The organism is Sphingomonas rosea (genome assembly GCF_039538065.1).
Lineage (GTDB): Bacteria > Pseudomonadota > Alphaproteobacteria > Sphingomonadales > Sphingomonadaceae > Sphingomicrobium > Sphingomicrobium rosea.
Genome location: NZ_BAABBR010000001.1, coordinates 2,355,522 through 2,380,933, shown reverse-complemented (window position 1 = coordinate 2,380,933; position 25,412 = coordinate 2,355,522). Strand labels below are relative to the sequence as shown.

23 protein-coding genes and 1 tRNA gene are annotated in these 25,412 nt (G+C 65.7%); 17 read left to right on the top strand and 7 right to left on the bottom strand.

Annotation, left to right across the window (positions count from 1 at the left end):
* Positions 1-113: 113 nt before the first annotated feature.
* Genes ABD693_RS11740 through ABD693_RS11730 form a run of 3 tightly spaced genes read right to left on the bottom strand, consistent with a single transcriptional unit; the run spans position 114 to position 1,875 of the window.
* Positions 114-470, bottom strand: coding sequence for a bleomycin resistance protein (locus ABD693_RS11740; protein WP_344697256.1), 357 nt, complete (start codon positions 468-470; stop codon positions 114-116).
* A complete protein-coding gene (gene cutA / locus ABD693_RS11735) occupies positions 467-796 on the bottom strand; it encodes a divalent-cation tolerance protein CutA (protein ID WP_344697255.1) in 330 nt (109 codons plus the stop codon). The genes ABD693_RS11740 and cutA overlap by 4 nt, the downstream gene beginning before the upstream one ends.
* Positions 793-1,875 (bottom strand): COX15/CtaA family protein, encoded by a 1,083-nt coding sequence (locus tag ABD693_RS11730; RefSeq protein ID WP_344697254.1) that lies wholly within the window; start codon positions 1,873-1,875, stop codon positions 793-795. The genes cutA and ABD693_RS11730 overlap by 4 nt, the downstream gene beginning before the upstream one ends.
* 105 nt (positions 1,876-1,980) lie before the next feature.
* Between ABD693_RS11730 and ABD693_RS11725 the strand changes: the two genes are divergently transcribed.
* Entirely contained in the window at positions 1,981-2,367 is a 387-nt protein-coding gene (locus ABD693_RS11725) for a MerC domain-containing protein (protein ID WP_344697253.1), read from the top strand.
* Here the strand turns inward: ABD693_RS11725 and ABD693_RS11720 are convergent.
* Positions 2,364-3,071, bottom strand: coding sequence for a TMEM175 family protein (locus ABD693_RS11720; RefSeq protein WP_344697252.1), 708 nt, complete (start codon positions 3,069-3,071; stop codon positions 2,364-2,366). The two genes, ABD693_RS11725 and ABD693_RS11720, sit on opposite strands and share 4 nt — an antisense overlap.
* A gap of 70 nt (positions 3,072-3,141) precedes the next feature.
* On the opposite strand from ABD693_RS11720, the gene ABD693_RS11715 reads away from it, so the two are divergent.
* From ABD693_RS11715 to ABD693_RS11640, 16 genes are all read left to right on the top strand, one after another.
* Complete coding sequence (locus ABD693_RS11715; protein WP_344697251.1) at positions 3,142-3,600, top strand: Fur family transcriptional regulator; 459 nt, start codon at positions 3,142-3,144, stop codon at positions 3,598-3,600.
* 38 nt (positions 3,601-3,638) lie between these two features.
* Positions 3,639-4,199 carry a nicotinamide riboside transporter PnuC gene (gene pnuC, locus ABD693_RS11710; RefSeq protein WP_344697250.1) on the top strand — a complete coding sequence of 187 codons (561 nt, stop codon included), beginning with the start codon at positions 3,639-3,641 and terminating at the stop codon, positions 4,197-4,199.
* Complete coding sequence (locus ABD693_RS11705) at positions 4,200-5,240, top strand: AAA family ATPase (protein ID WP_344697249.1); 1,041 nt, start codon at positions 4,200-4,202, stop codon at positions 5,238-5,240. It begins immediately after the preceding gene.
* 19 nt (positions 5,241-5,259) lie between these two features.
* Positions 5,260-7,188: a 1-deoxy-D-xylulose-5-phosphate synthase gene (gene dxs, locus ABD693_RS11700; RefSeq protein ID WP_344697248.1), complete on the top strand. Its 1,929-nt coding sequence runs from the start codon at positions 5,260-5,262 to the stop codon at positions 7,186-7,188.
* A gap of 53 nt (positions 7,189-7,241) precedes the next feature.
* Positions 7,242-7,586, top strand: coding sequence for a hypothetical protein (locus ABD693_RS11695; protein WP_344697247.1), 345 nt, complete (start codon positions 7,242-7,244; stop codon positions 7,584-7,586).
* The gene (locus tag ABD693_RS11690; RefSeq protein WP_344697246.1) at positions 7,583-8,317 is read left to right on the top strand and encodes a TlyA family RNA methyltransferase; all 735 of its coding nucleotides are present in this window, start codon (positions 7,583-7,585) and stop codon (positions 8,315-8,317) included. The genes ABD693_RS11695 and ABD693_RS11690 overlap by 4 nt, the downstream gene beginning before the upstream one ends.
* A gap of 3 nt (positions 8,318-8,320) precedes the next feature.
* Entirely contained in the window at positions 8,321-8,887 is a 567-nt protein-coding gene (locus ABD693_RS11685; protein ID WP_344697245.1) for a TspO/MBR family protein, read from the top strand.
* A 2-nt stretch (positions 8,888-8,889) separates the two neighbouring features.
* Entirely contained in the window at positions 8,890-9,207 is a 318-nt protein-coding gene (locus ABD693_RS11680; RefSeq protein WP_344697244.1) for an accessory factor UbiK family protein, read from the top strand.
* Between the two features lie 2 nt (positions 9,208-9,209).
* Complete coding sequence (locus ABD693_RS11675; protein WP_344697243.1) at positions 9,210-9,725, top strand: type III secretion system chaperone family protein; 516 nt, start codon at positions 9,210-9,212, stop codon at positions 9,723-9,725.
* Between the two features lie 87 nt (positions 9,726-9,812).
* A complete protein-coding gene (locus ABD693_RS11670; RefSeq protein ID WP_344697242.1) occupies positions 9,813-10,619 on the top strand; it encodes a pyrroline-5-carboxylate reductase family protein in 807 nt (268 codons plus the stop codon).
* Between the two features lie 68 nt (positions 10,620-10,687).
* A complete protein-coding gene (locus tag ABD693_RS11665; RefSeq protein WP_344697241.1) occupies positions 10,688-11,560 on the top strand; it encodes a branched-chain amino acid aminotransferase in 873 nt (290 codons plus the stop codon).
* Positions 11,561-11,634: 74 nt separating this feature from the next.
* The gene (locus ABD693_RS11660) at positions 11,635-13,239 is read left to right on the top strand and encodes an MFS transporter (protein ID WP_344697240.1); all 1,605 of its coding nucleotides are present in this window, start codon (positions 11,635-11,637) and stop codon (positions 13,237-13,239) included.
* Positions 13,240-13,346: 107 nt separating this feature from the next.
* Positions 13,347-15,692 (top strand): putative bifunctional diguanylate cyclase/phosphodiesterase, encoded by a 2,346-nt coding sequence (locus ABD693_RS11655; RefSeq protein WP_344697239.1) that lies wholly within the window; start codon positions 13,347-13,349, stop codon positions 15,690-15,692.
* A 64-nt stretch (positions 15,693-15,756) separates the two neighbouring features.
* A tRNA-Gln gene (locus ABD693_RS11650) sits at positions 15,757-15,831 on the top strand.
* 113 nt (positions 15,832-15,944) lie between these two features.
* On the top strand, positions 15,945-17,588 hold the full coding sequence (locus tag ABD693_RS11645; RefSeq protein WP_344697238.1) for a hypothetical protein: 1,644 nt from the start codon (positions 15,945-15,947) through the stop codon (positions 17,586-17,588).
* A complete protein-coding gene (locus ABD693_RS11640) occupies positions 17,555-17,845 on the top strand; it encodes a site-specific integrase (RefSeq protein WP_344697237.1) in 291 nt (96 codons plus the stop codon). Before ABD693_RS11645 ends, ABD693_RS11640 begins: the two co-directional genes overlap by 34 nt.
* 99 nt (positions 17,846-17,944) lie before the next feature.
* On the opposite strand, the gene ABD693_RS11635 is transcribed toward ABD693_RS11640, so the two are convergent.
* From ABD693_RS11635 to ABD693_RS11625, 3 genes are all read right to left on the bottom strand, one after another.
* A complete protein-coding gene (locus tag ABD693_RS11635) occupies positions 17,945-21,277 on the bottom strand; it encodes a DEAD/DEAH box helicase family protein (RefSeq protein WP_344697236.1) in 3,333 nt (1,110 codons plus the stop codon).
* An 84-nt stretch (positions 21,278-21,361) separates the two neighbouring features.
* Entirely contained in the window at positions 21,362-22,327 is a 966-nt protein-coding gene (locus ABD693_RS11630) for a hypothetical protein (protein WP_344697235.1), read from the bottom strand.
* Between the two features lie 25 nt (positions 22,328-22,352).
* The gene (locus tag ABD693_RS11625) at positions 22,353-25,409 is read right to left on the bottom strand and encodes a DNA methyltransferase (RefSeq protein ID WP_344697234.1); all 3,057 of its coding nucleotides are present in this window, start codon (positions 25,407-25,409) and stop codon (positions 22,353-22,355) included.
* Positions 25,410-25,412 lie beyond the last annotated feature (3 nt).

Sequence of the window (25,412 nt, the reverse complement as noted above, 5' to 3'; positions counted from 1 at the left end):
TTTGAAACAGGAAAACGCCGCCCCGAAAGGCAGCGCCTGAGCGGGCTAATCGTTTTCGAGGGCCGAAAAGTCAAGCAAAACCGCAGCTTTCTGGACGGGTAAAATGATACCGTTCAGTTCTGGATGAGGTGAAAAAGGCTGAAATCCGGGTCAATCATCGCCGCCCGGCGGATTTCGGGCTCCTGCCTGGGCGGATGAAGCCGCGGCGCGCCGATGTTCTTCACCGGAATGCCGGCGTCGAGACAGACCTGGTAGAAGGCGTCGAGGTCGTCGAGGCGCAGGCAGGTGCCGTAGCCGCTGTTCTCGGGATCGAAGTCGGGATGGTGGAAATATTCGATCTGCAGCGTGCCGCGGCGCAGGATCATCCAGCCGGCCGAGCGATAGGCGCGGGTGAAGCCGAGCGCGCCCATGAAGGCCTCGGTCTTGTCGAAGTCGCGCGAGGGGAGGTTGGGGGTCTGCCAGTCGCTCATGCGTCGCGCTCCTGTTCGGTGCTCGCCGCGACCCAGGCGGCATAGGGTTCAAAGGCGTGGGCGACCGGCCAGGCGGTGATCGCGGGGACGTCGTAGCTGTGGAGTTGGGCGAGGCGGGCGATCAGCGTGTCGATGGCGGAGGCGCTGGTCTTGAGGACCGCGGGGACTTCGCGGGAGTCCTCGATCGCGCCCTCCCAGGCATAGATGCTGCGGCAGGGGCCGAGGATGTTGATGCAGGCGGCGAGGCGTTCCTCGATCACGAGGCGGCCGATGCGTTCGGCTTCCTCGGCGTCGGCGAAGACGCAATAGACCGAGAGGAGGCTCACCGTCCCGCGACTGCGCCCGGGACGAGCGGCGTTGCGCCCATCCCGTTCTCGACGGGAGAAGCCGAGGCGCTCGCCAGCCGGTGCGCGGCGGCGACGATGCTGGCGAGGAGGAGCGCGGCGGTGGCCTGGTGGGCGACCGCGACATGGAGGGCGACCCCGGTCAGGAGGGTGGCGATGCCGAGCAGGATCTGGGTGCCGATCGCCGCATGGACGAGGATCGATTCGCGCCGTCCGCCCGCGCGCTTGACCCGGCGGGCCAGCACCACCGCGAAGGCGAGCACCACGAACGCCCACCAGCGGTGGATGAACTGCACAGTGATCGGATTGTCGACGAAGTTGCGCAGCGCCGGCTCGAGCCACGGCGCGCCGACGGGATAAAGCTCGCTTCCCATCAGCGGCCAGGTGCTGAAGGCATAGCCCGCGTCGAGCCCCGCGACATAAGCGCCGAACAGCAGCTGCACGAAGAGTGCGCCCAGGGTCCACAGGCCGATCGTCGGAATCCGGCGGGGCTGCGCTTCGGGGGAACGCAGGTCGAGCGCGGTCCAGAGCGTGTACGCGAAGATGAGGAGCGCGGTCAGCAGGTGGACCGCGAGGCGGACGTGGCTGACGTCGGTGCGCTCGCTGAGCCCGCTCGCCACCATCCACCAGCCGATCGCGCCCTGGACGCAGACCCCGAGGAAGATGATCGCGGTGCGCCAGCCGTATCCGGCGGGAATCGCCTTCCGCGCGGCGAACCAGATCAGCGGCAGCAGCGCAACGAGGCCGATCACGCGGCCAAGCTGGCGGTGCACCCACTCCCAGAAGAAGATGTTCTTGAACTCGGTCAGCGTCATGCCGCGGTTCAATTGCTGATATTCGGGAATGCGCTGGTAGAGCTGGAACTGATGCTCCCACTGCGCCTGGGTCAGCGGGGGAATGGCGCCCGTGATCGGCTTCCACTCGGTGATGCTGAGCCCGCTTTCGGTCAGGCGCGTGATCCCGCCGACCACCACCATCGCGAAGATGAGGACGCAGATGGTGAGGAGCCAGTTGGAGACGGCACGCGGACGCGCACGGGAGAGGGCCGGGGCAGCGATCATCCCCGCCATATGGCGGGGCGCCAAACCTCCGGCAAGCGGACCAAATGTCCCAGGCGAGATGTTGTATCTTTGCCGATGTTGCACTATTACATGACGAGCAAGACGATGACCAACGCCCACTCCCACAGCAACCGGCTCGACCGGCTGGCGATCGGCCTGTCCGGGCTGTGCCTGGTGCATTGCGTCGCGACCACGGTGCTGGTCGCGGCGATGTCGGCGTTCGGCAGCCTGCTCGGGAGCGATTGGATCCACGAGGTGGGGTTGAGCTTCGCGATGCTGCTCGGAGCCTTCGCGCTCGGCCGCGGGGTGCTCGAGCATGGCTTCATGATGCCGAGCGCGGTGGGCGGTCTCGGACTCGGCGTGATGGCCGGCGCGCTGACCCTGCCGCATGACGGTGGCGAAGCCTTTGCGACGATCCTCGGCGTGATGATCCTGGCCTTGGGCCACGATCTCAACCGCCGCGGCACCTCGCATCCCTTCGGGCGGCGCTAACCGTCGTTCTCGATCGCCGGCGCCTCGCCGCAATAGCGCGGGGTTTCGGGTGGCCTGAGCTTGATCAGCAGCCCCATCGCGATCAGCACGAGACCGGCGGGCCACCAGGCCCAGGCGACGATGGCCGCCATGACGTTCCACGCCGTCACCTTCCGGTAGAGCCGGGTCAGCCGCGCGACATAGGCGGGGTCGAGCCGGTCGTCGACATGGCCGAAGGCGTTGCCGATGCTCCACTTGAACAGCCAGGTGACCGAGGTCAGTGCCAAGCACAGGACGAGGTAGCGTGCGGCCGACGGCAGCGCGTCGGGGTAGGGGATGCTCTCGGCGAAGGCGCGGACGGGAAAGGCGATGTAGCCGATCATCGTCAGGAACAGCGCGGTGGCGAGCAGGAAATAATGGCCGGTGGTGCGATAGATCGCGCCCGAGAAATGATGGTGGACCCAGTAAAGCGCGATGACGAGGCTCGCGAGGGCATAGCCGACATGGTGCGGCCAGCCCGCGACGAGGTCGCGCCCGAGCGCCGCGCCGCTGCCCGACAGCGTCGGCATGACGATGTTGAAGATCGGCAAGGTGAAGGCGATGGCGAAGACACCGTCGGCGAACGCCTCCATCCGCCCGGTGCCGCGGGTCGCGCCCTCGCCCTCGTGCGCGTCGCGCCGGACGGGGGCGCCACTGGCGTGCGGAGGGTCGGGGCGGGTCAGCATCGGTGGGGAACGCCGCGACTGTGGCGCCGGTTCACTTGTCGCGGCCCGTCACGAGGCATATTGATATACCATGGCGAAACATGACCACCACGTGCACGGTAGCCCGGACCTCAAGGAAGCAGCCAGGGACCGGCTGACCGGGCGCGGCGAGCAATGGACCGGGATGCGCGAAGCCGTGTTCGACGCGCTCGCCGGCTTCGACCGTCCCGCCTCCGCCTACGACATCGCCGAAGCCGTTTCCAACGCGCAGGGACGCCGGGTCGCGGCCAACAGCGTCTACCGGATCCTCGACCTGTTCGTGGGCACCAACCTCGCGATGCGGGTGGAGAGCGCCAACGCCTATGTCGCCAACGCCCATCCGGGCTGCCTGCACGACTGCATCTTCCTGATCTGCGACCATTGCGGGCAGGCCAAGCATCTCGACGACGACAGCATTGCGGACAATGTCCGCAAGGTCGCGGAAAAGAGCGGCTTCGCCCCCTCGCGCCCGGTGATCGAAGTGCGCGGGACCTGCGAGGACTGCAACTGACGCCTTCTTAACACCATCGCGTCTACCAGTCCGCTCCGGTGAATTTGCTCGAAGCCATTGCGGCGGCGCTCGGTGTCGTCAACGTGACCCTGGTCGTCCGCCGGAGCCTGTGGAACTATCCCTTCGGGCTGGCCATGGTCGCCCTCTATTTCTTCGTCTTCTTCGAAGCGAAGCTCTATTCCGACGCGCTGCTGCAGATCTTCTTCTTCGTGGTCCAGCTCTACGGCTGGTGGGCCTGGGCGCGGGCCGACCGGGCCGAGGACGCGCATGTCGCGGTCGAGCGGATGGACGTCCGCCAGCGGCTCGCCTGGGCCGCGGGCATTGCCGCGCTGGCGCTCGCCTGGGGCATCGCCATGGCCCGGCTGACCGACGCAGCCGCGCCGCATGTCGACGGCGGGGTCGCGATCGCGAGCGTCGCGGCGCAACTGCTCCAGTCGAAGCGGCGGGTCGAATGCTGGTGGCTGTGGATCGCGGTCGATCTGGTCGCCATCCCGCTCTATCTCTCGCGCGGCCTCACCGTTACCGCTGCGCTCTACCTCCTGTTCCTCCTTCTCGCGCTGCTCGGGCTGCGCGAATGGCAGAAGAAAGTCCCTGTGTAAGTGAAACGTGGGTTCATCCTCGGCAAGTTCCTGCCGCCGCATGCCGGCCATGTCAGCCTGATCCGCTCGGCCGCCGCGCTGGTCGACGAATTGACCATCCTCGTCTGCGGGCTGCCGGGCGACGAGATTGCGGGCCGCACCCGGCTCGAGTGGATGCGCGAGCTCTTCCCCCAATGCCGCGTGGTGCTGCACGATGACCCGGCCGCCCCGCAGGCGCCCGAGGACCATCCGCGCTTCTGGCAGATCTGGACCGACATCGTCCGCCAGCACCATCCTGAGCCGATCGACCGCGTGTTCGCGGGCGAGGCTTATGGCGCCGAGCTGGCGCGGCATCTCGCGGCCTTCTTTGTGCCGCTGGGCGGGCGGATCCTCGGCGCCGACCGACACGGGCTGGGCGGCCTGTCCTCGACCGCGGTGCGCGGCGACTGGTGGGGGCATTGGCACTGGCTGCCCAAGCCCTCGCGGGCGCATTATTCGCTCTCGGTCGTCCTCCACGGGGTCGAGAGCACGGGCAAGTCGACGCTCGCGGCACGGCTCGCCGACCATTATGACACGGTGCTCGTCCCCGAATATGGCCGGGCGCATTGCGAGATCCACGGGACCGATTGCCGCGAGGAGGACCTGACCCTGATCGGCCTCGCCCAGCAGGCCGAGATCGAGGCCGCTCGGCCGTGGTGCAACCGGTTGCTCATCGCCGACACCGACGCACTGATGACCGCGGCCTGGTCGCAGATGATGATCGGCTTCGTCCCCGACCAGCTGATGTGTCACCGCAAGGCCGACCTCTATCTCATGCTTGCGGCCGACGTGCCATTCGTCGACGACGGGACCCGGGTCTATGGCGAGCCGCGCGCCCGCCAGCGCTTCGACAGCATCGCGCGCGACGTGCTCCAGCTGACCCGCGCGCCGACGGTCGTCATCGAGGGCGATTTCGAGGCGCGGTTCGAGGCCGCGCGGGCGGCGATCGACCTCCTCATCGCCGAGCGGCGCGCGGGCGGAATCGTTGCGGACAAAGAGCCTATTCGACTTAGGCGCGCTTAGGGTTTAGGGCAGGGGTCCTATGACTACGCGTCCCGAGACCCCGCTCCTCGACACGGTCCATACGCCGGCCGACATCCGACAACTCGACAAGAGCCAGCTTCCGCAACTGTGCGACGAACTGCGCCAGGAGGTGATCAGCGCGGTCTCGGTGACAGGCGGACACCTTGGCGCGGGCCTCGGCGTGGTCGAGCTGACGGTCGCGATCCACTATGTGTTCGACACGCCCGCCGACAAGCTGATCTGGGACGTCGGCCACCAATGCTATCCGCACAAGGTCATCACCGGCCGCCGCGACCGCATCCGGACCTTGCGCATGGGCGGCGGCCTGTCAGGCTTCACCAAGCGCTCCGAGAGCGAATATGACCCGTTCGGCGCGGCGCACAGCTCGACCAGCATTTCGGCCGCGATCGGCTTCGCGATCGCCTCGAAGCTTTCGAACGACAGCAAGCGCGCGATCGCGGTGATCGGCGACGGCGCGGCGACCGCGGGCATGGCCTTCGAGGCGATGAACAATGCGGCCGAGGCGGGCAGCCGGCTGATCGTCATCCTCAACGACAACGACATGTCGATCGCGCCGCCGGTGGGCTCCCTGCGCAATGCGCTGGCGCGGCTGGTATCAAGCAACAAGTATCTCAGCCCGCGCAAGCTTGCGGCGCGCCTTGCGGGGCATCTCCCCAAGCCGATGCGCAACGCGGCCGAGCGGATCGAGGAATATGCCCGCGGGATGATGACCGGCGGCACCCTGTTCGAGGAACTGGGCTTCTATTATGTCGGGCCGGTCGACGGCCATGACGTGCTGAGCCTCGTCGAGATCCTCGAGAACGTGCGCGAGAGCGACCACGGACCGATGCTCATCCATGCGGTGACGCAGAAGGGCAAGGGCTATGCGCCGGCCGAGAGCAGCGCCGACAAATATCACGGCGTGGTCAAGTTCGACGTCGTCACCGGCAAACAGGACAAGGGCCCGGGCGGCGGGCCGCCGGCCTATCAGAAGGTGTTTGCCGACGCGCTGATCGCCGAGGCCAATGAGGACGACAAGATCGTCGCCATCACCGCCGCCATGCCGGGCGGGACCGGGCTCGACCTGTTCGAGAAGGCGCATCCCACGCGCATGTTCGACGTCGGTATCGCCGAGCAGCATGCGGTGACCTTCGCCGCGGGCCTTGCCGCCGAGGGCTATCGGCCTTTCTGCGCCATCTATTCGACCTTCCTCCAGCGCGCCTACGACCAGGTGGTCCACGACGTCGCGATCCAGAACCTGCCCGTCCGCTTCGCGATGGACCGCGCCGGGCTGGTCGGCGCCGACGGCGCGACGCATGCGGGCTCGTTCGACCTCGCCTACCTCTGCACCTTGCCCAACTTCGTGGTGATGGCGGCGGCCGACGAGGTCGAGCTGACGCACATGGTCCATACCATGGCGCAGCATGACAGCGGGCCCATCGCGGTCCGCTATCCGCGCGGCAACGGGCGCGGGCTCGCCATCCCCGAAGTTCCCGAGAAGCTCGAGATCGGCAAGGGCCGCGTCGTCCGCGAGGGCAAGACCGTCGCCATCCTCTCGCTCGGGACCCGCCTCGAGGAAGCCGAAAAGGCCGCCGAGCAGCTGGAGGCCATGGGCCTGTCGACCACGGTCGCGGACCTCCGCTTCGCCAAACCGCTCGACGAGGCGCTGATCCGCAAGCTGCTGACCACCCACGAGGTCGCGGTGACGGTCGAGGAAGCCGCAGTCGGCGGGTTCGGCGCGCACGTCCTGACCATGGCCAGCGACGAGGGCCTGATCGACGGTGGCCTCAAGCTTCGCACCATGCGCCTGCCCGACGCCTTCCAGGACCAGGACAGCCCGCAGAAGCAGTATGACGAAGCGAAACTGAACGCGCCACACATCGTCGACACCGTGCTGAAGGCGCTCCGCCGCAACAGCGTGGGGGTCGAGACGGGGGTGAGCGCCTGAACGGTTGGGTGTTCGCCGGCGCGGCTTTGACGCTCTTCGTCGGATGGACTGTCATGACCAACTTTCGGGAGCGGCGCCGGCAAGCGCGGCTGGCCTCGACACGTTCCTGCCTGAGCCAGCGGGACTTTATCGATCAATGCGAACTTGCCGGAGTCGACGGCGCAGTCGCTGCCTTTGTCTGGCGTAAAATGCAGCCTTACTACTTCAAACCCCTGACCCCGAGCCCCGGCGACAGACCCGTCGGGGAATTCCGGATCGACGGGGGCGATCTGAGCGACATGGTAAGCGACTTCGAGAAGGCATTCGGCCGGCGCTGGAAGGGCCAATGGGTCGGCAGCGACGATCCGACTCTGCTCGAATTCATGCAGGGTCTCGTGGCCTCGACGGAAGCGGAATGAAGCAACGCGTCGACCAGGCCCTCGTCGACCGGGGGCTCGCCGAGAGCCGGAGCCGGGCGCAGGCGTTGATCATGGCGGGGCTCGTCTTCGTGGGCGAGCGTAAGGTCCTGAAGGCGGGGGAGACGCTTGCCGCCGATGCCGCGCTCGAGGTGCGCGGCAAGGATCATCCGTGGGTGTCGCGCGGCGGGCTCAAACTGGTGGGCGGGCTCGACCATTTCGGAATCGATCCGGCGGGCTGGACCTGCATGGACGTGGGCTCCTCGACCGGCGGCTTCACCGACGTGCTGCTCAGCCGGGGCGCGGCCAGGGTCTATGCGGTCGATGTCGGCACCAACCAGCTCGCCTGGAAGCTTCGGCAGGACGAACGCGTGGTGGTCCTCGAGCAGACCAATGCCCGGCATCTGACTGACGAGCAGATCCCCGAGCCGATCGATCTCCTCGTCTGTGACGCGAGTTTCATCGCGCTCTCGAAGGTGCTGGAGAAGGCGGTCGACTTCGTGGCGCCCGGCGGTCACGCCCTCCTGCTGGTCAAGCCGCAATTCGAGGCGGGACGATCCGAGGTGGGGAAGGGCGGGGTCGTGCGCGACGAGGCGGTCCATGCCCGCGTGGTGGCGGAGGCCGAGCAATGGATCGCATCGCGGGGGTGGCGTGTTCTGGGCACGACGCGTAGCCCGATCACCGGTCCGGAGGGCAATGTCGAGTTCTTGCTTGGCGCCCGCAAAGGAGAGTGACTGATGGCCACGATGGCCGACAATTTCGACCGCCGCCGCCGTCCCGACGACCGGCCGACCCGTCCCTGGTGGAAAATCGCGCTGGTCACCGTGCCCGTGCTCGTCGTCGCCGGCTCGGCGATCGGCTATCTGTCGAACAGCGGCTTCTCGAACGGCTGGTACGTTCCCTTGAAGAAGCCGAGCTTCCAGCCGCCGGGCTGGGCCTTCGGGGTCGTCTGGACGATCCTCTACACCTTCATGGGGATTGCGCTGGCGCTGATCCTGTCGCGTCCCGCCTCGAAGCAGCGGACCCTCGCGCTGGCGCTCTTCGGCGGGCAGCTCCTCCTCAATTGGGCCTGGTCGCCGACCTTCTTCGGCGCGGGCTTCATCGACGGGGGCTTCCTCCTCATCCTCGGCATGGATGTGCTGGTCACCGCGCTGATTATCGCGGCCTGGCCGCTCTCGAGGGTAGCGGCGTTGCTGCTGGTGCCCTATCTGGCATGGCTGTGCCTTGCCACGACGCTCAATTACGAGACGGGCAAGCTCAATCCCGGCGCCGATCGCGCGCCGCTGGGGATCACTGGGGGTTAGTTATGCAATCGCAGAACCGCTTTTTCGAAGACCTCGTCAAGATCATGAACGGTGCGGCCGGAACGGTCGCCGGCATGACCCGCGAGGCGCAGGACGGCATGCGCGAGCGCGCCAAGGAATGGGTCGCGGGCATGGACTTCGTGTCGCGCGACGAATTCGAGGCGGTGAAGGCGATGGCCGCCACCGCGCGCGAGGAGATCGAGGCGCTCAAGGCCGAGGTCGCCGCGCTCAAGGCCGGCAAGGCCACGCGCAAGACCGCGACCGGTGACGTCAAGACGCCGCCCACCGGCACCACCGGCATCGAGACGCCCGAGGAGTGAGCTTGCCCGCGCGTGACGACGAAGCCGAGGCTCCCGAGCGGGACGACGGCGCCCCGATCGAAGTCCTGGAGGCTTATTTCGAAGCCCGTGGCTGGGCGTGCGAGCGTTCGGGCGACGGCGAGATCGTCGCCTCGGCGCCGGGCAGCTGGACGCAGTATGAGCTGCGCGGCGTGTGGCGCCCCGACGACGGGGTGCTGCAGTTCCTCGCCTTTCCCGACGTCAAGGTCGGCGACGACAAGCGCGCCGCCATGTACGAGACGCTTGGGCTTGTGAACGAGCAGCTCTGGCTCGGGCATTTCGAGCTCTGGTCGAACAGTGGTCTCATCGTCTTTCGCTACGCCGCGCTCATGGACGGTGGCGACGAGGGGCTGAGCTTCGAGCAGGCCGAGCAGCTGAGCGAGGCGGCGCTCGAGGAGTGCGAGCGCTTCTATCCGGTGTTCCAGTTCGTCCTGTGGGGCGGCAAGAGCCCGAGCGAGGCGATCTCGGCCGCGCTGATCGAAACGGCCGGAGAGGCCTGACAACATCCCATCGCTCGTGCTGAGCCAGGTCGAAGCACGTCAGCGCCAACTGCCCTTCGACTTCGCTCGGGGCGAACGAGGTTTCAAATGTCACACAATCTCTTCGTCGGCTGCGGGAACATGGGGTCGGCGATGGTCGCGGGATGGCTCCTCGCGAACGAGAATCCTGGCGACTACACCGCGCTTCGTCCGAGCGGGCGGTCGGTGCCGGGGATCCGGACCATCCAGCGATTGGGCGAGATCGACCGCGCGCCCGACCGGCTGATCCTCGGCTTCAAGCCGCAGCAATTGCGTGCCCTCGCGCCCGACGTCGCGCGCTGGGTGACCCGTGACACGATGATCGTCTCGATGCTTGCCGGCGCCGACGTCGCGACGCTTGGCCGCCTGTTCCCGGGCGCGCGCGCGATCGTTCGCGTCATGCCGAACCTGCCCGTCGCGGTGCGGCGCGGGGTGCTCCCGCTCTATACGCCCGCGCATGAGGACAAGGCGCTTCAGGCCGAGCTGCAGCCGTGGTTCTCGATGCTCGGCTTCGCGCCCTGGTGCGCCAGCGAGGAAGAATTTGGCGCGATCGGCTTCGTCGCGGGCTCGACCCCGGCCTATGTCGCGCGCTTCATCGACGCCTTCGCCAAGGCGGGCGAGGGCAGGGGCCTCGATCCCGGTCTCGCGCTCACCGCGGCGCGCGAGGCGGTGCTCGGCTCGGCCTGGCTGGGCGCGACGACCGGCGAGCCGATGGCCGAACTCGCGCGGCGCGTGACCAGCCCCAACGGGACGACCGAGGCGGGCCTCAAGGTCCTCGACGCCGATCTTCCGGGTCTCGTCGACCGGACGCTCGCCGCCGCCACGCGGCGGTCTGCCGAAATGGCGGCCGAGATCCGCGGCGAACCGCTCCAGTAAGCGGCGCCCAAGTTGCGCCGGCGCGCGCCGCCGCCTAAGCCGCGCCGAGATTGCGAAAGGGTGGATTTGTGAGCTTCGACGACCGCGACGGCTTTATCTGGTTCGACGGCAAGATGGTGCCGTGGCGCGAGGCGAACGTCCATGTCCTGACGCATGCGCTCCATTACGCCTCGAGCGTGTTCGAAGGCCAGCGCGCCTATGGCGGCAAGATCTTCAAGCTGTCGCAGCACAGCCAACGCCTGCGCAACTCCGCCGAGCTGCTCGGCTTCGAAATCCCGTGGAGCGTCGCCGAGATCGACGCCGCCTGCGAGGAAGTCCTGAAGGCCAACAACCTCACCGACGCCTACATGCGCCCGGTCGCGTGGCGCGGGTCGGAGAGCATGGGGGTCAATCCGGCCGGCACCAAGCCGCACCTCGCCATCGCGGCCTGGGTTTGGGGCAAATATTTCCCGCCCGAGAAGGCCGCCAAGGGCATCCGCCTCGACATCGCGCCGTGGCGCCGTCCCGCGCCCTACACCGCGCCGGTCCACAGCAAGGCCGCCGGCCTCTACATGATCGCGACGATGAGCAAGGCGCATGCCGACAATCGCGGTTTCGATGACGCGCTGATGTTCGACTATCGCGGGCAGGTGGCCGAGGCGACCGGCGCCAACGCCTTCTTCGTGCGCGACGGCGTGCTGCACACCCCGACTCCCGACTGCTTCCTCAACGGAATCACCCGCCAGACGATCATCGAACTCGCCCAGCGCCGCGGGATCGAAGTCCAGGAACGCGCGATCTGGCCAGAGGAACTGGAAAGCTTCGAGAGCTTCTTCCTGACGGGCTCGGCGGCCGAAGTGACCTTCGTGCAGTCGGCGGGGCCGTGGAGCTTCGAGGTCGGGCCGATGCAGCAGATGCTGGCCAAGGATTACGACGACCTGGTGAACGGGCGGCTGGCCTAAGGGCTCGCGAGACACGAGCATTTGACGATAGCGGCGACGTGGCTAACGTCCCCCGCAAGGGGAGGAACACGAACTTGGCCACCGCCGCAGCGCAATCCGACACGTCAGGACACAAGCCGCCCAGCGACAAGCTGGTGATCACCGCCTCGGCGCTCGGCACCGTGTTCGAATGGTACGATTTCTTCCTCTACGGAATCCTCGCCGCGCTGCTCGGGCGATTGTTCTTCCCGGCCGACAATCCCACCGCCGCGACGCTGGCGAGCCTCGCCGCGTTCGGCGCGGGCTTTGGCGTTCGGCCGCTGGGCGCCCTGCTGTTCGGCTGGTTCGGCGACCGGGTGGGCCGCAAATACACCTTCCTCATCACCATCACCCTGATGGGCGGCGCGACCGCGGCGATCGGTTTCCTGCCGACCTACGCCAGCGCCGGGATCCTCGCTCCCGCACTGCTCGTGAGCCTGCGCCTCCTCCAGGGCCTCGCGCTCGGTGGCGAATATGGCGGGGCGGCGATCTACGTCGCCGAGCATGCGCCCGAGGGCAAGCGCGGCCAGTATACGAGCTGGATCCAGGTCAGCGTCGTCGGCGGCTTTCTCCTGTGCCTGTTCGTGGTGCTCGCCTGCCGCTTCGCACTGACGCCCGAGCAGTTCGACGCCTGGGGCTGGCGCATCCCCTTCCTCGCCAGCCTCGTGATGCTCGCCATCTCGCTCTACATCCGGATGAAGCTCCAGGAGAGCCCGGTGTTTCGCGAGATGAAGGCGGCCGGCACGGTCAGCCGCAACCCCTTCAAGGACAGCCTGACCTATCCCGGCAACGTCAAGCGGGTGATGGTCGCGCTGTTCGGCGTCGCGGCGGGCCTGACGGTCATCTATTACACCAGCCAGTTCGGGACGCTCTACTTCCTGCAAGGCACCGCGCGGGTCGGGGAGACCGAGGCCTTGCTCTATATGGCGGTGGGCGCATGCATCGCGGCCCCGCTCTATGTCGGCTTCGGCGCGCTCTCGGACCGGGTCGGACGCAAGAGGCTGCTGCTCATCGGCTACGCGCTGACCCTCGCCCTCCTGTTCCCGCTGTTCCACATGATGGCGGACGGGGCCAATCCGGCGCTCGCCCGCGCCACGGCCAGCGCGCCGGTGACGCTGGGGGTCGATCCCGACTGCAACTATTCGGTCTTCGCGCCCAAGCAGGGGCAGGACTGCGGCAAGGCGCTCGCCTTCCTCGCCAAGCGCGGGATCAGCTACGCCAAGGCCGACGTCGCACCCGGCACCGGGGGCGCGGCGCTGCAGGTGGGCACGCAGCGGGTCGAGGGGTTCGACGAAAAGGCCTATGTCGCCGCGCTCGCTTCCGCCGGCTATCCGGACAAGGCCGATCCCGCGCAGAAGCAGCGCTGGAAGATCATCCTCGCGGTGGCGGTGATGGTGGCGCTGTCGGCGATGACCTACGGGCAGGTCGCCGCGATCATGGTCGAACTGTTTCCCGCGCGCATCCGCTACACCTCGATGAGCGTTCCCTATCATATCGGTACGGGCTATTTCGGCGGCTTCCTGCCCTTCATCAGCCAATATATCGTGGTCCGCACGGGCGATGCCTATGCCGGGCTCTGGTATACGATGGCAGTGGTCGCCATGGCCCTCGTGGTGAGCGCGATCTGGCTGCCCGAGACGTATCGCAAGCCGCTCGATTAGTCCGATACGGATGTAAGTTCCTCAAGCCCCGAGATTTCCTTTAGGATTCCTTTGTGACTTGGGGGTACACCAGCGATGTGGCGGAGGGTGTGACAGGGGCGTCGGACATGCTGGAGGCTGAGCGGCCGGACCGCATCAGCCTCGCCGAACTGCTGTTTCTCGCGCCCCCGCATGACGCGGTTGGTCACCAGGTCCGCCAGGGGCAGGTCGAGGCGCTGGTCCGCCTCGTGCCGTTGACGATCAGCGTTAACCTTTCGGCTGCGTTCGTCCTTGCCATCTGTCTTCAAGGCAACGTGCCCGGCCTCCAGCTTGCCGGCTGGCTCGGCGCCTTCATTGCCTTTTGCGCGGCGCGCATGTGGCGCATCTACCGTCTTCGCCGCGACCCCGCTTATGCCGCCGCGCGCCCGCCGAGCATCCGCACCATCCTGCCGCCGATCGCCATCCTCAGCCTCTTGTGGGTGGTGCCGGTCCTCGTCTGGTTCGACACCGTCCCGCCCTACGACCAGGTCATGGTGATCCTCGTCCTGTTCGGAATGGCGAGCGGGGCGTCGGTGACGCTCTCGGCCATTCCCCCGGCGGCGCTCATCTACGTCGGCACCGTCACCGCCGCGGGCATGACCAAGGCGACCGCGCTCGGGCCGCTCACCGTGGCGCTGCTCCTGCCGCTGTTCGCCGGGCTCCTGGCTTATGCCATCGTCTGGAACGCGCGGCAGTTCACCGGCCACCTCGCCGCGACGCTCGCGCTGCAGGAAAAGGCCGAGCTCATCACCCTGCTGCGCGAGTTCGACGCCTCGGGCAGCGAGTGGCTGTGGGAACTGAGCCCCGACCTTACCATCAGCCGCGTGTCGAGCGGGCTTGCCGACGCGCTCGGCCAGCGCGCGGCGGACGTCGTCGGGCGCGACGCGCGGGCGATGCTCGATCCCTTGGGCCGGGTCTCCTCGCTCTCGACCGGCATGCGCACCATCCTCGACGCGCTGCGCGACGGCCGGCCGTTCCGCGACGTCGCCATTCCCGCGCTCGGCGGGCGCGCCTGGTGGTCGCTTTCGGGCAAGCCGCAATTCGACGCGGCGGGTCAGCTGCGCGGCTGGCGCGGGGTCGGCTCGGACATCACCGCCTCACGCCTCACCGGGCACGACAGCATCACGGTCGCGCGCCACGACCTCATGACCGGCCTCGCCAACCGCCTGCTGATCCGCGAACTGCTCGAGGAAGCCCTGCTCCGTCGCCGCTCGAACCGCAGCGGCTGCGCGCTGATGCTGGTCGATCTCGACCGCTTCAAGCTGGTCAACGACACGCTCGGCCACGAGGTCGGCGACGAACTGCTGTGCGAGGTCGCGCGGCGATTGAAGCTGGTCGCCGCGGGCCCGCGCGTCGGGCGGCTCGGCGGCGACGAATTCGCGCTCGTCCTGACCGGACTGCACAGCCGCGAGGACCTGGCGCAGCTCGCCGAGGAAGTGATCCGCCGGCTGTCGGCGCCCTACCGGATCGGGCTGGCCGAGCTCAACATCGGCGCGACCATCGGCATCGCGGTGGCGCCGGTCGACGGCCTCACCCAGGAAGCCCTTACCCGCAGCGCCGACCTCGCGCTCTACAGCGCCAAGCGGGCGGGGCGGGGCGGCTTCCACTTCTACGCGCCGTGGATGGCCGAGCAGGCGGCCGCCAACCGCGCGCTCGAGAGCGACCTTCGCTCGGCGCTCAAGGACGGGCAATTGAGCCTTGCCTACCAGCCGATCGTCGATTCCGCCGACCATCACGTCATCGCCCGCGAGGCGCTGCTGCGCTGGACCCATCCCGTGCGCGGCGACGTGCCGCCCGACCTGTTCGTCCCCGTGATCGAGGATGCGGGGCTGATCGGGCAGGTCGGCAACTGGGTGTTGCGCGAGGCCTGCCGCGAGGCCGCGGCCTGGAGCGACGGCGCGCGCGTCGCGGTCAACGTCTCGAGCGCGCAGCTCGCCGCCGGCCCCCTGCTCGTCGGCCACGTCATGCACGCGCTGGGGCAGAGCGGGCTGTCGGCCGAGCGGCTCGAGCTCGAGGTCACCGAGAGCATCTTCCTCGCCGACGACAGCACCACGCGCGCCACGCTCGAGCAATTGTGCGCGATCGGGGTCCGGCTGGTGCTCGACGACTTCGGCATGGGCTATTCCAACTATGCCTGCCTCGGGCACGGCCATTTCTCGAAGCTCAAGATCGACCGCAGCTTCACCGCCGCCGCGGCGCTGCCCGGGCGCAAGGCCGAGCGGGCGATCGTCGAATCGATCCTGACGCTGGCACGCGGGCTCGAGCTCGACGTCACCGCCGAGGGAATCGAGACCGCCGAGCAGGCGCGGGTCATGGCCGCGCTCGGCTGCGGGCAGCTGCAGGGCTTCCTGTTCGGCCGCCCGACCATTCCCGACGATCTCGGCCAGGCCGACCGCCGCCACCGCGGTCCGCGCACCAACCCCCGCGCGGCCTGAGGCAGAAGGCGGCCTCATAGACCCTTCACCTTCGCGAACGAGCGGCTATAAGCCGCCCGCGCATTGGGGCGTCGCCAAGTGGTAAGGCACCGGTTTTTGGTACCGGCATTCGCAGGTTCGAATCCTGCCGCCCCAGCCAACATCTACTCTAAGTCATTGAGATCGGACTGACTTCTCCGTCCCAGACTGGCCCTCGGGCCAGTCACTGTACCCACGGACTGTACCCAACGGCCGTGGGAAGGAGATCGATCAATGACCGCCATCCCCAACACGAAGCGTCGCGGCGCTATCTACTGGTATCGCCGGTCGCGCCGTTTGCCCTGCGGTAACCACTTCCGTCCCATGGTGTCGCTGAGGACGGCCTGCCCTCAAGCCGCTCGCCATCGGGCGGCGATCCTCACGGCGAAATTCGAGGAACTCTACATGCGCCTCTTCGGCAAGCCGGCCCGCCGGCTCGCTCTCGATAAGGATGCGGCGACGCGGATCTTCCAGGGCGAATTCAACAAGGCCCTGGATGCGCTCGACGACGAGCGCGAGCAGTACGCCATTCGCGGCTACGAGTTCGGCGACCTCGACACGTTCCTCGACGTGCACGAGGAGGTCTATCGCTATCTCGCCGAAACCAATTGTTCCGGCGACGAGCCGACCGCCGAGGCGTGGACCGAACGTGTGCCGCATCTGGATCGCGACGTGGCGATGCTGGCTCACCAGCAGGTGTCGCGGCTCAGCGCCATCTGGCACCAGAGCCTCGATGAGACGGCCGAGGCGCTCGAGAACGAGCAGATCGAGACCGACATCTTCCACATGGATCAAGCGATGCGTCTGCGCTTCGAGGCGAGGCTCGCCGCCGTCCAGGAATATCGGCGCCGGCTGAGCGACCCCGACCGACGATTCGAGAGCCTGCTCGCCGCGCCGGTGGGGCAGGCGACGGTTAGGCCCGCCGCGCCTGCCGCGGTCATTCAGCCGACGACGGTCGCGCCGACGGCACCGACCATCGATCCCGCCTGGGCGTCGCTCACGGCGGAGCAAGCCGCCCAGAAGTTCATCAATGACAATCCGAAGCTCGTTGCATCGGAGACCGGCAAGCGTGAGGCGAAGTGGACGGACAAGACGAGGTCGCAGTTCGAGACGGCTATGCGCCTCCTGCAGAAGAGCATGGGACCAAAGCCGTTCGTGGCGCTTTCGAATGAAGACCTCCGCCAGCTCATGAAGCATTTTGATGGGCTGCCGCCGAACCATCATAAAACGCCGCGCCACGGTCCGATGACGCTGGAGGAGATCTGCGCCGAGGCTAAGGCGGAGATCCGCAAGGGTCGGCTCGAGAAGTCGGCGCTTGGTCTCAACGTGCCGACGCTCAACCGGCACTTCCGCTTCCTGAAGATGGCGCATGAATGGGCGCGCAAGCAAAATCCGGCGATCCAGGCGCTCGACTGGAGCGAGTTCGCATTTGAGGACGGCCGAAGCGCCCGAGAACAGCGCGATGCCTTTCCCGTGTCGGTCGCGCGAAAGATCTTCCGGCTCCCGCCCTGGCATGGGTGCGCCAACAAGCGGCACCGCCTGAAGCCCGGCCGCGATGTCTATCATGACAGCCTCTACTGGGTGCTGCCGATCATCTGGTATTCCGGCATGCGCCGCGAGGAAGCCTGCAAGCTCCAGGTGACCGACATTGCCCGCAGTGAGGACGGCATCTGGTATTTCGACGTCGATGTCACCGACGCCGGTCGGCTGAAGAATGCCAGCTCGCGCCGCTGGATCCCGGTCGCCGACGAGTTGGTGCGGCTCGGCTTCATCGACTTCGTCGCGGCGGTGGCACGGCGCGGCAGAAGCTGCTCTTCCCGGAGCTGGTCCGCGACACCCGCAACATGGGCGATTCCTATTACCGGCTCGGCTGGATGAAGATCCTGGCCTGCCTTGAGGAGAAGCCCGATGACCTCACGCTCCACGGCATCCGCCACACGGTCGCCGATGAGCTGAAGGCCGCGGGCATAAACGAGGAGGTCCGCGCCGATCTTCTCGGCCACACGCTCGAGAGCGAGACGGCCGGCCGCTATTCGAAAGCGAGCCGGCTCAGCGTTCTCCTCGAAGCGGTCAACAAGATCCCGGTGGTCACCAGCTCGGTAAGGCCCGCGAGGATAATTCTGCCGATCGCGTGATAGAACCTCGCGGCGAGCGCATTGGTCGCGCTCGCCGCAGGGTCTACCAACACCTACTGCGACGGATTGGATGGGCTCACTGCCGAGAAGCGAGCCCTGTTATTTGTTTGCGACGCTCATGCCGGCGACCAGCTTTCCCAGATAGGCATCTCGGCCGGAGTCCATGAAAAGCACGTTGCGAGCCTCAAGATCGGCTTGGGTAGCGCCCGCAGCCGCGTTCAGAAGATCACCGTATTTGGTCGCGGAGAGGATGAATGCGTTTAGCGTGAGCTGAGGATCGTTCAGCTTCTCTTCGATCCTCTTCATCTCCATCGGAAGCGCCAGCTTCGGGTCGCTGAGGTCCAGGTTCCTGATTCCCTTCGGATCGACAAGGCTGAGCCACTGCTGGCCGGTGATGTCGTCGACCAGCCAGAGCAGAAAATCCGGGTAGAAATTGCCGGCGGTTGCAAAACCCAACCCTTTGGCCTTGGTGTCGGCGTTCCGGAGCAAATAGAGGCTCCGAATGCCAATCGCCACCCGGCCAGCATCGGATTGATGGTAGGCCTGCAGATCACGGACGAACTGGATCTCGCTGGGCGCCTCGAACGCGATTGGGCGCATCCGGAGCGGGACCTCCTTCCCCTCTTCGATGCCCATCAGCGGGTAGTAGAGATGGGCGCCGAAGCTGATCGCCACCATGTGGTTGGCGTTCCACCGGCTGGCTTGGCCCAGATCGCCTGAAGCGACGATCGCTTTCAGCTCCTCCAGCTTCCGCAGATAGACGTCGCCCTCGTCGCTCGCATCGATCTCGAACTCGTACAGCTTGAGCATTGACCCATGCTGCTCGTCGACGGTGGCCACCTCGAAGAACTGGCCCTCGTAGCCCGCCTTGAGCGACTGATAGAAACGGTCGGTGAAGTCGGTCAGCAGGCGAATCAGGATCGCTTGCTGCCGCTCGACCGCCGCGAAGCCGTCGAGCGCAAGCTCCGCCTCGGGGATATAGAGAGTGTACCAATCGTCGCGGCCGGTGCAGAAATCGATAAGGCGCTGGCGATCGAGCCGCAAATTACTCCAGCTCTTCAGCAACTTGTATTCCTGAACGGCGAGATACAGGGCGTCCCAGTCGAACATCGCCATCACCGCCGGATCTAGCTTCCCTTGGTGACGCGCTTCAGGCGCGACCTTGGCTGCGCCTTTGTCGAGCGTATTGATCGCCTCGACGCGGGGATAGAGGTCCAGCGTGACGTGGGCCGGCTTGATCTTGCCTTCGAACTCGGCGGGCGTCTGGTAGAGCCAGGGGAAATGGACGCGTTTGAAGCCGAGCTTCTGATTGTCCTTGTAGCCGTCCTTGAGCTTCAAGGTTTTCAGGCGCTTGCCCTGTGGCAGGTTCGGCCGGGTCGGGAAGTCGAGCTGGATGATCTCGTCGCTCGGCGTGATCCCTTCCTCACGGAGATAATCCTTGAAGGTGGCCATGTAGTTGGCGCGGACGCCGAATATATTGAGCGTTTCGAGACGATCCAGGAACGCGCCCTTTGGCCTTTCGTGCTGGAGCGACCGCTTTAGCGACATACCGCGACCCTTGAGGCGCACGCCGCGGCCGAAAAGCTGGATGATCTGGGAACCCTCGCCCTGGCCCATGTTGAGCAAACCCATCGTCGACACGCGCCAGCTCGACCAGCCTTCAGTGAACTTGCGCGAGCCGATCAGGATGTTGAGCTTGCTGTCCTTGTCGTTGATCGTGTGGAATAGCCCGGAGCCGAAATCGTCCGCCTCAGCGTCAAAGGCGGCATCCTCCTCCGCCATCTTGAAGAAGCCGCTGTCGTCACCGATGCTGATGAGCCCGAAGGGATCGGCTGTGCCGACGCGCAGGGCGAGCTCGCCCTTGCTGTTCTTCAAGTTGACGAGCTTCAGGCGCTGTCGGCTCGCCGAATTGAACAGCCGTGCCAGGATATCGGCATAGACCTCGTCCGCAGCCCTCCCCATGAGCGGCGTGAAACGGCCGGCGAAAATGTCCTGCCCGCGCGGATCGAGCAGACGCGCCCGGTCGGCGATCAGGTCAGCGATCCACGCATGGGCCCGGCGGTCGTCGTTCAGGAAATCCGCGAGGAAGCGAAGGACCGTCAGGATGTCGCTGTCTTCCCCGTTGACGGTGTTGCCGACGAATACCCAGAGCGGCTTCTCGATGTTGAAATCGGCGATAGCATCGCCGTGGCGCTCCCACAGCCATAGCTGTTGGTAGAAGCTCAGGAGACAGGCGGTAAAGTAGAGGCCGAGATCCGTCGCATAGCGCCGGTCGTCGAGATTGAGGATCAGCGATTCCTTGCCGTAACCGTCGGCATAGAAGAATTTGTAGCTGTAATCGAACAGGATCGCCTTGGCGTAATTCTCCCGCACCGCGTCGGTCTTGGCCCGGCGCTTCTCGGAGGAGGCGAGCGCAATGTGCGTCCGCTCAGCGTCGGTGAGGGTCCTCAGGCTCGTCGTTCCGAACCACTTTTTCGCCTTCGCCTTCAGGATCTCGTTCTCGGCTTCCTCGATGGTGCGGCCCTTGCGGACGGCCTGGCTGAACGTTGCCGAATATTCGAAGGCAAAGCCTTTGCTGACCAGCGCCCCGCGCCGCGCCATCCAGGCGCCGCCGGCGCTTCCGGCGCCGCGATGGCCCTCGTCGACCAAGACGAGATTGTCTCCCTCGAAGGCGTCGACCGCGACGGTCTTGTCACCCATCTCGTCGCCCAGCTTGTTGATGTCGATCACTTCGATCGTTCCCGGGAAATCTGGCGCGCGGTTCTTGTCGAAGAGGCGGTGGAACGAGAAACCCGATAGCGCGAGCTCTTCCAGATGCTGGCGCGACAGCCCCTCGTTGGGCGTTAGTAGGATGATCTTGTCAGGCCACGCGCCCCGATTGCCGGCTTGGAAATAGTGCAGATACTGGCGGATGTTGATGTGGAGCAGCAACGTCTTGCCGCTTCCGGTCGCGCTCCAGAAGGCAATCTTGTTGAGGTCGTCGGCCGTATAGTCGCGGAACCTCTCGGCGCCCGCCTCCTGGCGGTATGCCGCCATCGCCTCGTTGAGGCCGTACAGCAGCTCCTGCCGCCGATTGAAGTACCAGTCGAGGTAGATTTCCGAGAACAGCAGCGACAGGTACTGGAAATATTTCATCGTCAGAACCGCGCCGTCCGCGGCGTTGCGCCGCTGCGTGATCGCCTGCCAATGGCCGACGATGTTAAGATCGTAGCGCCTCAGCTCCGCGTCGCCGATCCGGTTCGCCTGGAACAGGTCGCGCACCAGCTCGTGGAAGAATCTGGTCTGGCCGTCCTCGCCGATTCCCTCGTGGCGCTCCTCCCACAGCCGCTCCTTTAGCGCGGCAAGCGAGCCGCCCTTGAAGAAGCCGAGCATCCAGCGGTTGAGGACCAGTTCCTGATGGAAGGTGCGCCGCGGGCGCGCGGGCTTAGCCATCAGGCGGTTCGCTCAATGAGGTGGTTTGCCTCGACTCGCGTCGACGACGCGATCTTCCCGGCTGTGGGGGCCATGTTCATAATCCTAAGGCAGATAGCGGGACAGGAGCGGTATCATCCTGTGCAGGTTGCCGATCGTCCCGCCATACTTGTCGCGACGGCCTCCGTGCTCGATCGGCAGATAGCCCTTCCAGGTGCTCAGCGAGAAGCCGGGTTCATCCGCCGCATTGTTCAAGACGAAGTCGCGCAGAAGCCCCGTCTCGCGCGAGTGCCTGAGCAGCCTGTAGGTGTCGGGGTTCTGGCGCCGTCCGTAACGCTTGATGTCCGGGTTGAACAACATCCATTGTCTGAGTCCGAAGAAATTGGCCCGTATGTGGCCACTCAATCCGCCTTTCCCGTTAGCGCGCGCCAACGTCTCGGCAGCGGCGGGTTCCGGCCGGGCTGCGAGCCAGGCCTTGAAAGCATCGTAATCGCCATAGCGGGCTGCTCGGGGCGACCCGCTTTCCACCCTGTCTTCGTTGAACCTCCTGTACTTCCCTGGATTGGCTTTGCGATAAGCGTTCACCGCATCCTGATGCAGGCCGATATAGGCGTCGAGCCCGGCGCGGGTGAGCTTCGCGAACTTGATCGTATAGTCGTCGAGCGTGGCGAGCATATCGGTGCGGTGCCTGGCACCGCGCGCCCGCCACAACAACTCATGACCGACACCCGAAAAGCCTCGCACCGTCAGGTTGGCGGAGCCGAACAGGCACGTGTTTCGGCCGACATAGGCCTTGGCGTGGGCGATCCGGTGCACCCACAGGTGGGTGTCGATCCCGGCATCCTCGTGCCGCTTGATGAAAGCCGAAAGGCCGGGCGGATCGATCATTCCCCGCTGCCACTCCTGGCTCGAGTCCAGGTCAAGCCTGACCATCAGGTCGAGGCGCTGCGCCGTTACCGAAATCTTCTGCAGGGCCGACGGCGAGTAGAAAGCGGTGGCGATCACGTTTCTATCCCCGGAAAAGTCCAGCTTCTCGAGGTCCGCGAAGTCCGGTCCAACGATCCCGTCCATGAAGTATGTCTCCTGGCGACTTGGCTTACGCCGCTCCTGAGGCGAACATGCGCTCCAGGAATTCCGGCTCGATCTGGCGGAGGCGCAGCGTCCTGGTGACTTCGCCTTCCTTCTCCGAAGACGTGCTTACCGTCGGGATATTGTGATCGCCGTTGATATAGACGACGTCATATTCGCTGTCGCCGGGGTTGATGGCGAGCTTGTCGCATAGCCGGCTGAGGGCTTCATAGTCGAGCACGTCCGCGTCCCGCCACAGGACGAGGGTTTTCTCGCCCGTGGGCAGAGTGCCCTCGACAGTCACGAATCCCTGGTCATATTGCATGTCGATGTGTTTGACGGAGAGCCCGATCAGATAGTTGAAGGTTTCAACGAGATCGATCGTGACGTCGCGGTAAGCTCCGGCGCTATCGGTCGCGATATTGAGCCTGTAATCGAACGGCTTTCGAAAGTCCTGCACGTTAAGAAGCGAGTCTCGAGTTTCGATGTCGAGCATATAATGAAACAGATAATCGTCCCGAGCCGTCTCGCTGATCCGCTCGAGCAATGCTCCCTGCTCCAGGGTTCGCTTCATGAGCAGGTTGTTGAGCGTGTCTTCGTAACTCTCCATCCTGATGGTTTTGAACGCATGGCCGAGGCCCAGCCCGGGCGCCGTTGGCCTTCCATCTTGCCACTGAGGTGAAAAAACCACCTTCTGGAGACGAGGGCGGAGCACGGTATCGAGATAGTCTCCCTGCTCAACAAGGATATATTTGCGTCTACCTTCATCTTCTCTGTTGAGCTCGATCACTGCATGGCCCGTCGTTCCGGATCCGGCAAAGTAGTCCAAGGCGGTATCGCTGGGTCCCAAGCCGGAGACAATCAAGGAATGGCGGACCGTATGCAGAGACTTCGGGTACGAGAATGCAGCATCCGGAATCATGTTCTTGAGTAGGGTGCTGCCATATTCGGCGGCATTGAACTCCGCATCGCTCCAGACGGTTCTGTACGATTCCTTCGCCTTGGCGAGGTTGATGACGGGTTCGCCGCTCCTTCCCCTGCGAACTTCGAGGCCCTGGAGGACGGCCTCCACGGACTGGCGGGCATAGCGCCATTTCCGTTCCATCCCGTCGGAGGACGAGATTGGCCAAACCTCGCTGGTACCGTCATCCCGTTCGATGACGGCGCCGGCCGGATGCCAATCGTCCGAGGGCACGTCGCCGAAGGCGACCACTTCCGAGCCCCTAACGATGATCGGATAGAAGCAATTCTTGGCCGTGGAGCGGGCCGACTCCCCCCCGGTCTTCATCAGCGGCTTTGACTTGGCGGACTCGAGCGATCGCAAGCCGAGAGGGTGCCCCGGACTGTGCACGAAATAGGCGAATTCGTTGGTGACTGAAAAGCCGCTGCCCTGGATGCCGCGCGGGTTGTGGATCACGCTCACGCTGGTGATCTCATGCGCCGGGAAATTCATTTCCAGGATGAGGCCGAGTCGGTCGCGCTCGTTCTCGTCGATGGCGATGGTCAGGACGCCGGTTGGTTGCATCAGCCGGCGGGCCGGGCCGATGCGGTTGTCCATCAAGCTCGCCCAGGAGCTGTGCTTGTATCCGTTCTTGTACAGAATCTCGCTGGTCGTGGCATTGTAGGGGGGATCGAGGTAGATCGCCTTGACCTGCTCCCGAAAGCGCTCGCCGAGCAGGCGCAAAGCCTGAAAATTGTCGCCGTGGACGAGCAGCCCGTCCGTATTCGAATCGATGTCCGGGATCGCCTTCAGCAAGGCGGCCCGGAAGGAAGGTTCGAAGAGGGCGGTGTCCACCATGAAGAAAGGGTTCGACTTCAGCTCGTCCACCGAGCCGGGATCGCCATCGTGGCGCAGGCCGAGCGCGTGCCATTCAGCCCATTGCGCCGGGTTCGCAGCGATTGCCGGATAGAGCGCCTCCGGCACCCGATCGAGCGTCATGCAGTAATGGGCCGAAACGACGAACTTCTTCTTGAGCCACAGCTTCTTCTGGAAATCTTCGACGGTTGCCAGAAAGGCGATCAGGTCGAGCGCAATGGCGCGCAGGCACTGGATCATGCGCAGCTGCTTCTCGATCGCGCCGAAGCTCTCCGCATTCTGCACGTCGTCGAGGTTCATCACCTCATTCTTGATGTAGAAATCCAGCTCGCGGCCGAGGAAGCCGCCCAGATCCTTGTGAATGAAATAATCGGCCGTGTTATTCTGGGTGTAGGTGGTCAGGTGCTTCTCGAGGAGTGTGCGCTGGGGCTTCTTGTCGGTGGGTGCCCGCTCGGCGAGCGCCAGCCAACGCGCCTTGACCGCCTCGTCCGCGAGCACCGCCTCGACCGCGGCGTCGACCAGGCTCTCCTGTTTCGTTCCCTTGGGCATCGCGCGATATTCGAAGCGGACGATGAGGTCACCGTCCTCCTCGGACACCGGGACAATCGCCTCCTCATATGCCTCGCCCTCTTCGTCTATCCGCGTGACCGTACGAGCCGCGGTGAGCGCGAAGCGACGCTCCTTGTCATTGTCCTTGCGGTTGTCCTTGGCGGTGTCGGCGGCGACCAGCCGGAAATGGACACGCCGGCCGTCCTGCACCTTGAAGCTATAGTTGCTGAACGCCTCGCCGCTCTTGGTGTAATATTGGTCGCGGTTCGCCCAGTGGAGGACCACCTCCTCGCCGGAATAGGGGATCGCGTAGGTGTCCCCCTTGTAGCGGCGCTGGCTGATGAAATCGCCCTTGTCGTAATAGCGCGAGAAGAAGGTGAGGAGGTGCGAGAAGACGGCATTCTCATGTTCGGACGCGCCCGCCGAGGACGCGGCGAGGGCGGCCCGCAGCTCCTTGACCCTGGGCGCATCATCCGGGCTCATGCCGAGCGCGGTCGCGGCCTTGACCGCCTCATCCAGATCCCGTTGCAGCTGCCCCGTATTCGCCGCCGCGCCCTCGGCGAGCGCCTCGGCAACACGCTCCTTCAGTCGGCTGGAGAGATAGTCGTTGATCTCGTCCGCGCGGGCGTTCAGGATCCGGTAGATGCCGAAATCGAGTTCCGGCCGGTCAATCTGAAAAATCTCGCGCAGCTTCGCGACGAGGTCGTCATACTTACTCATGCA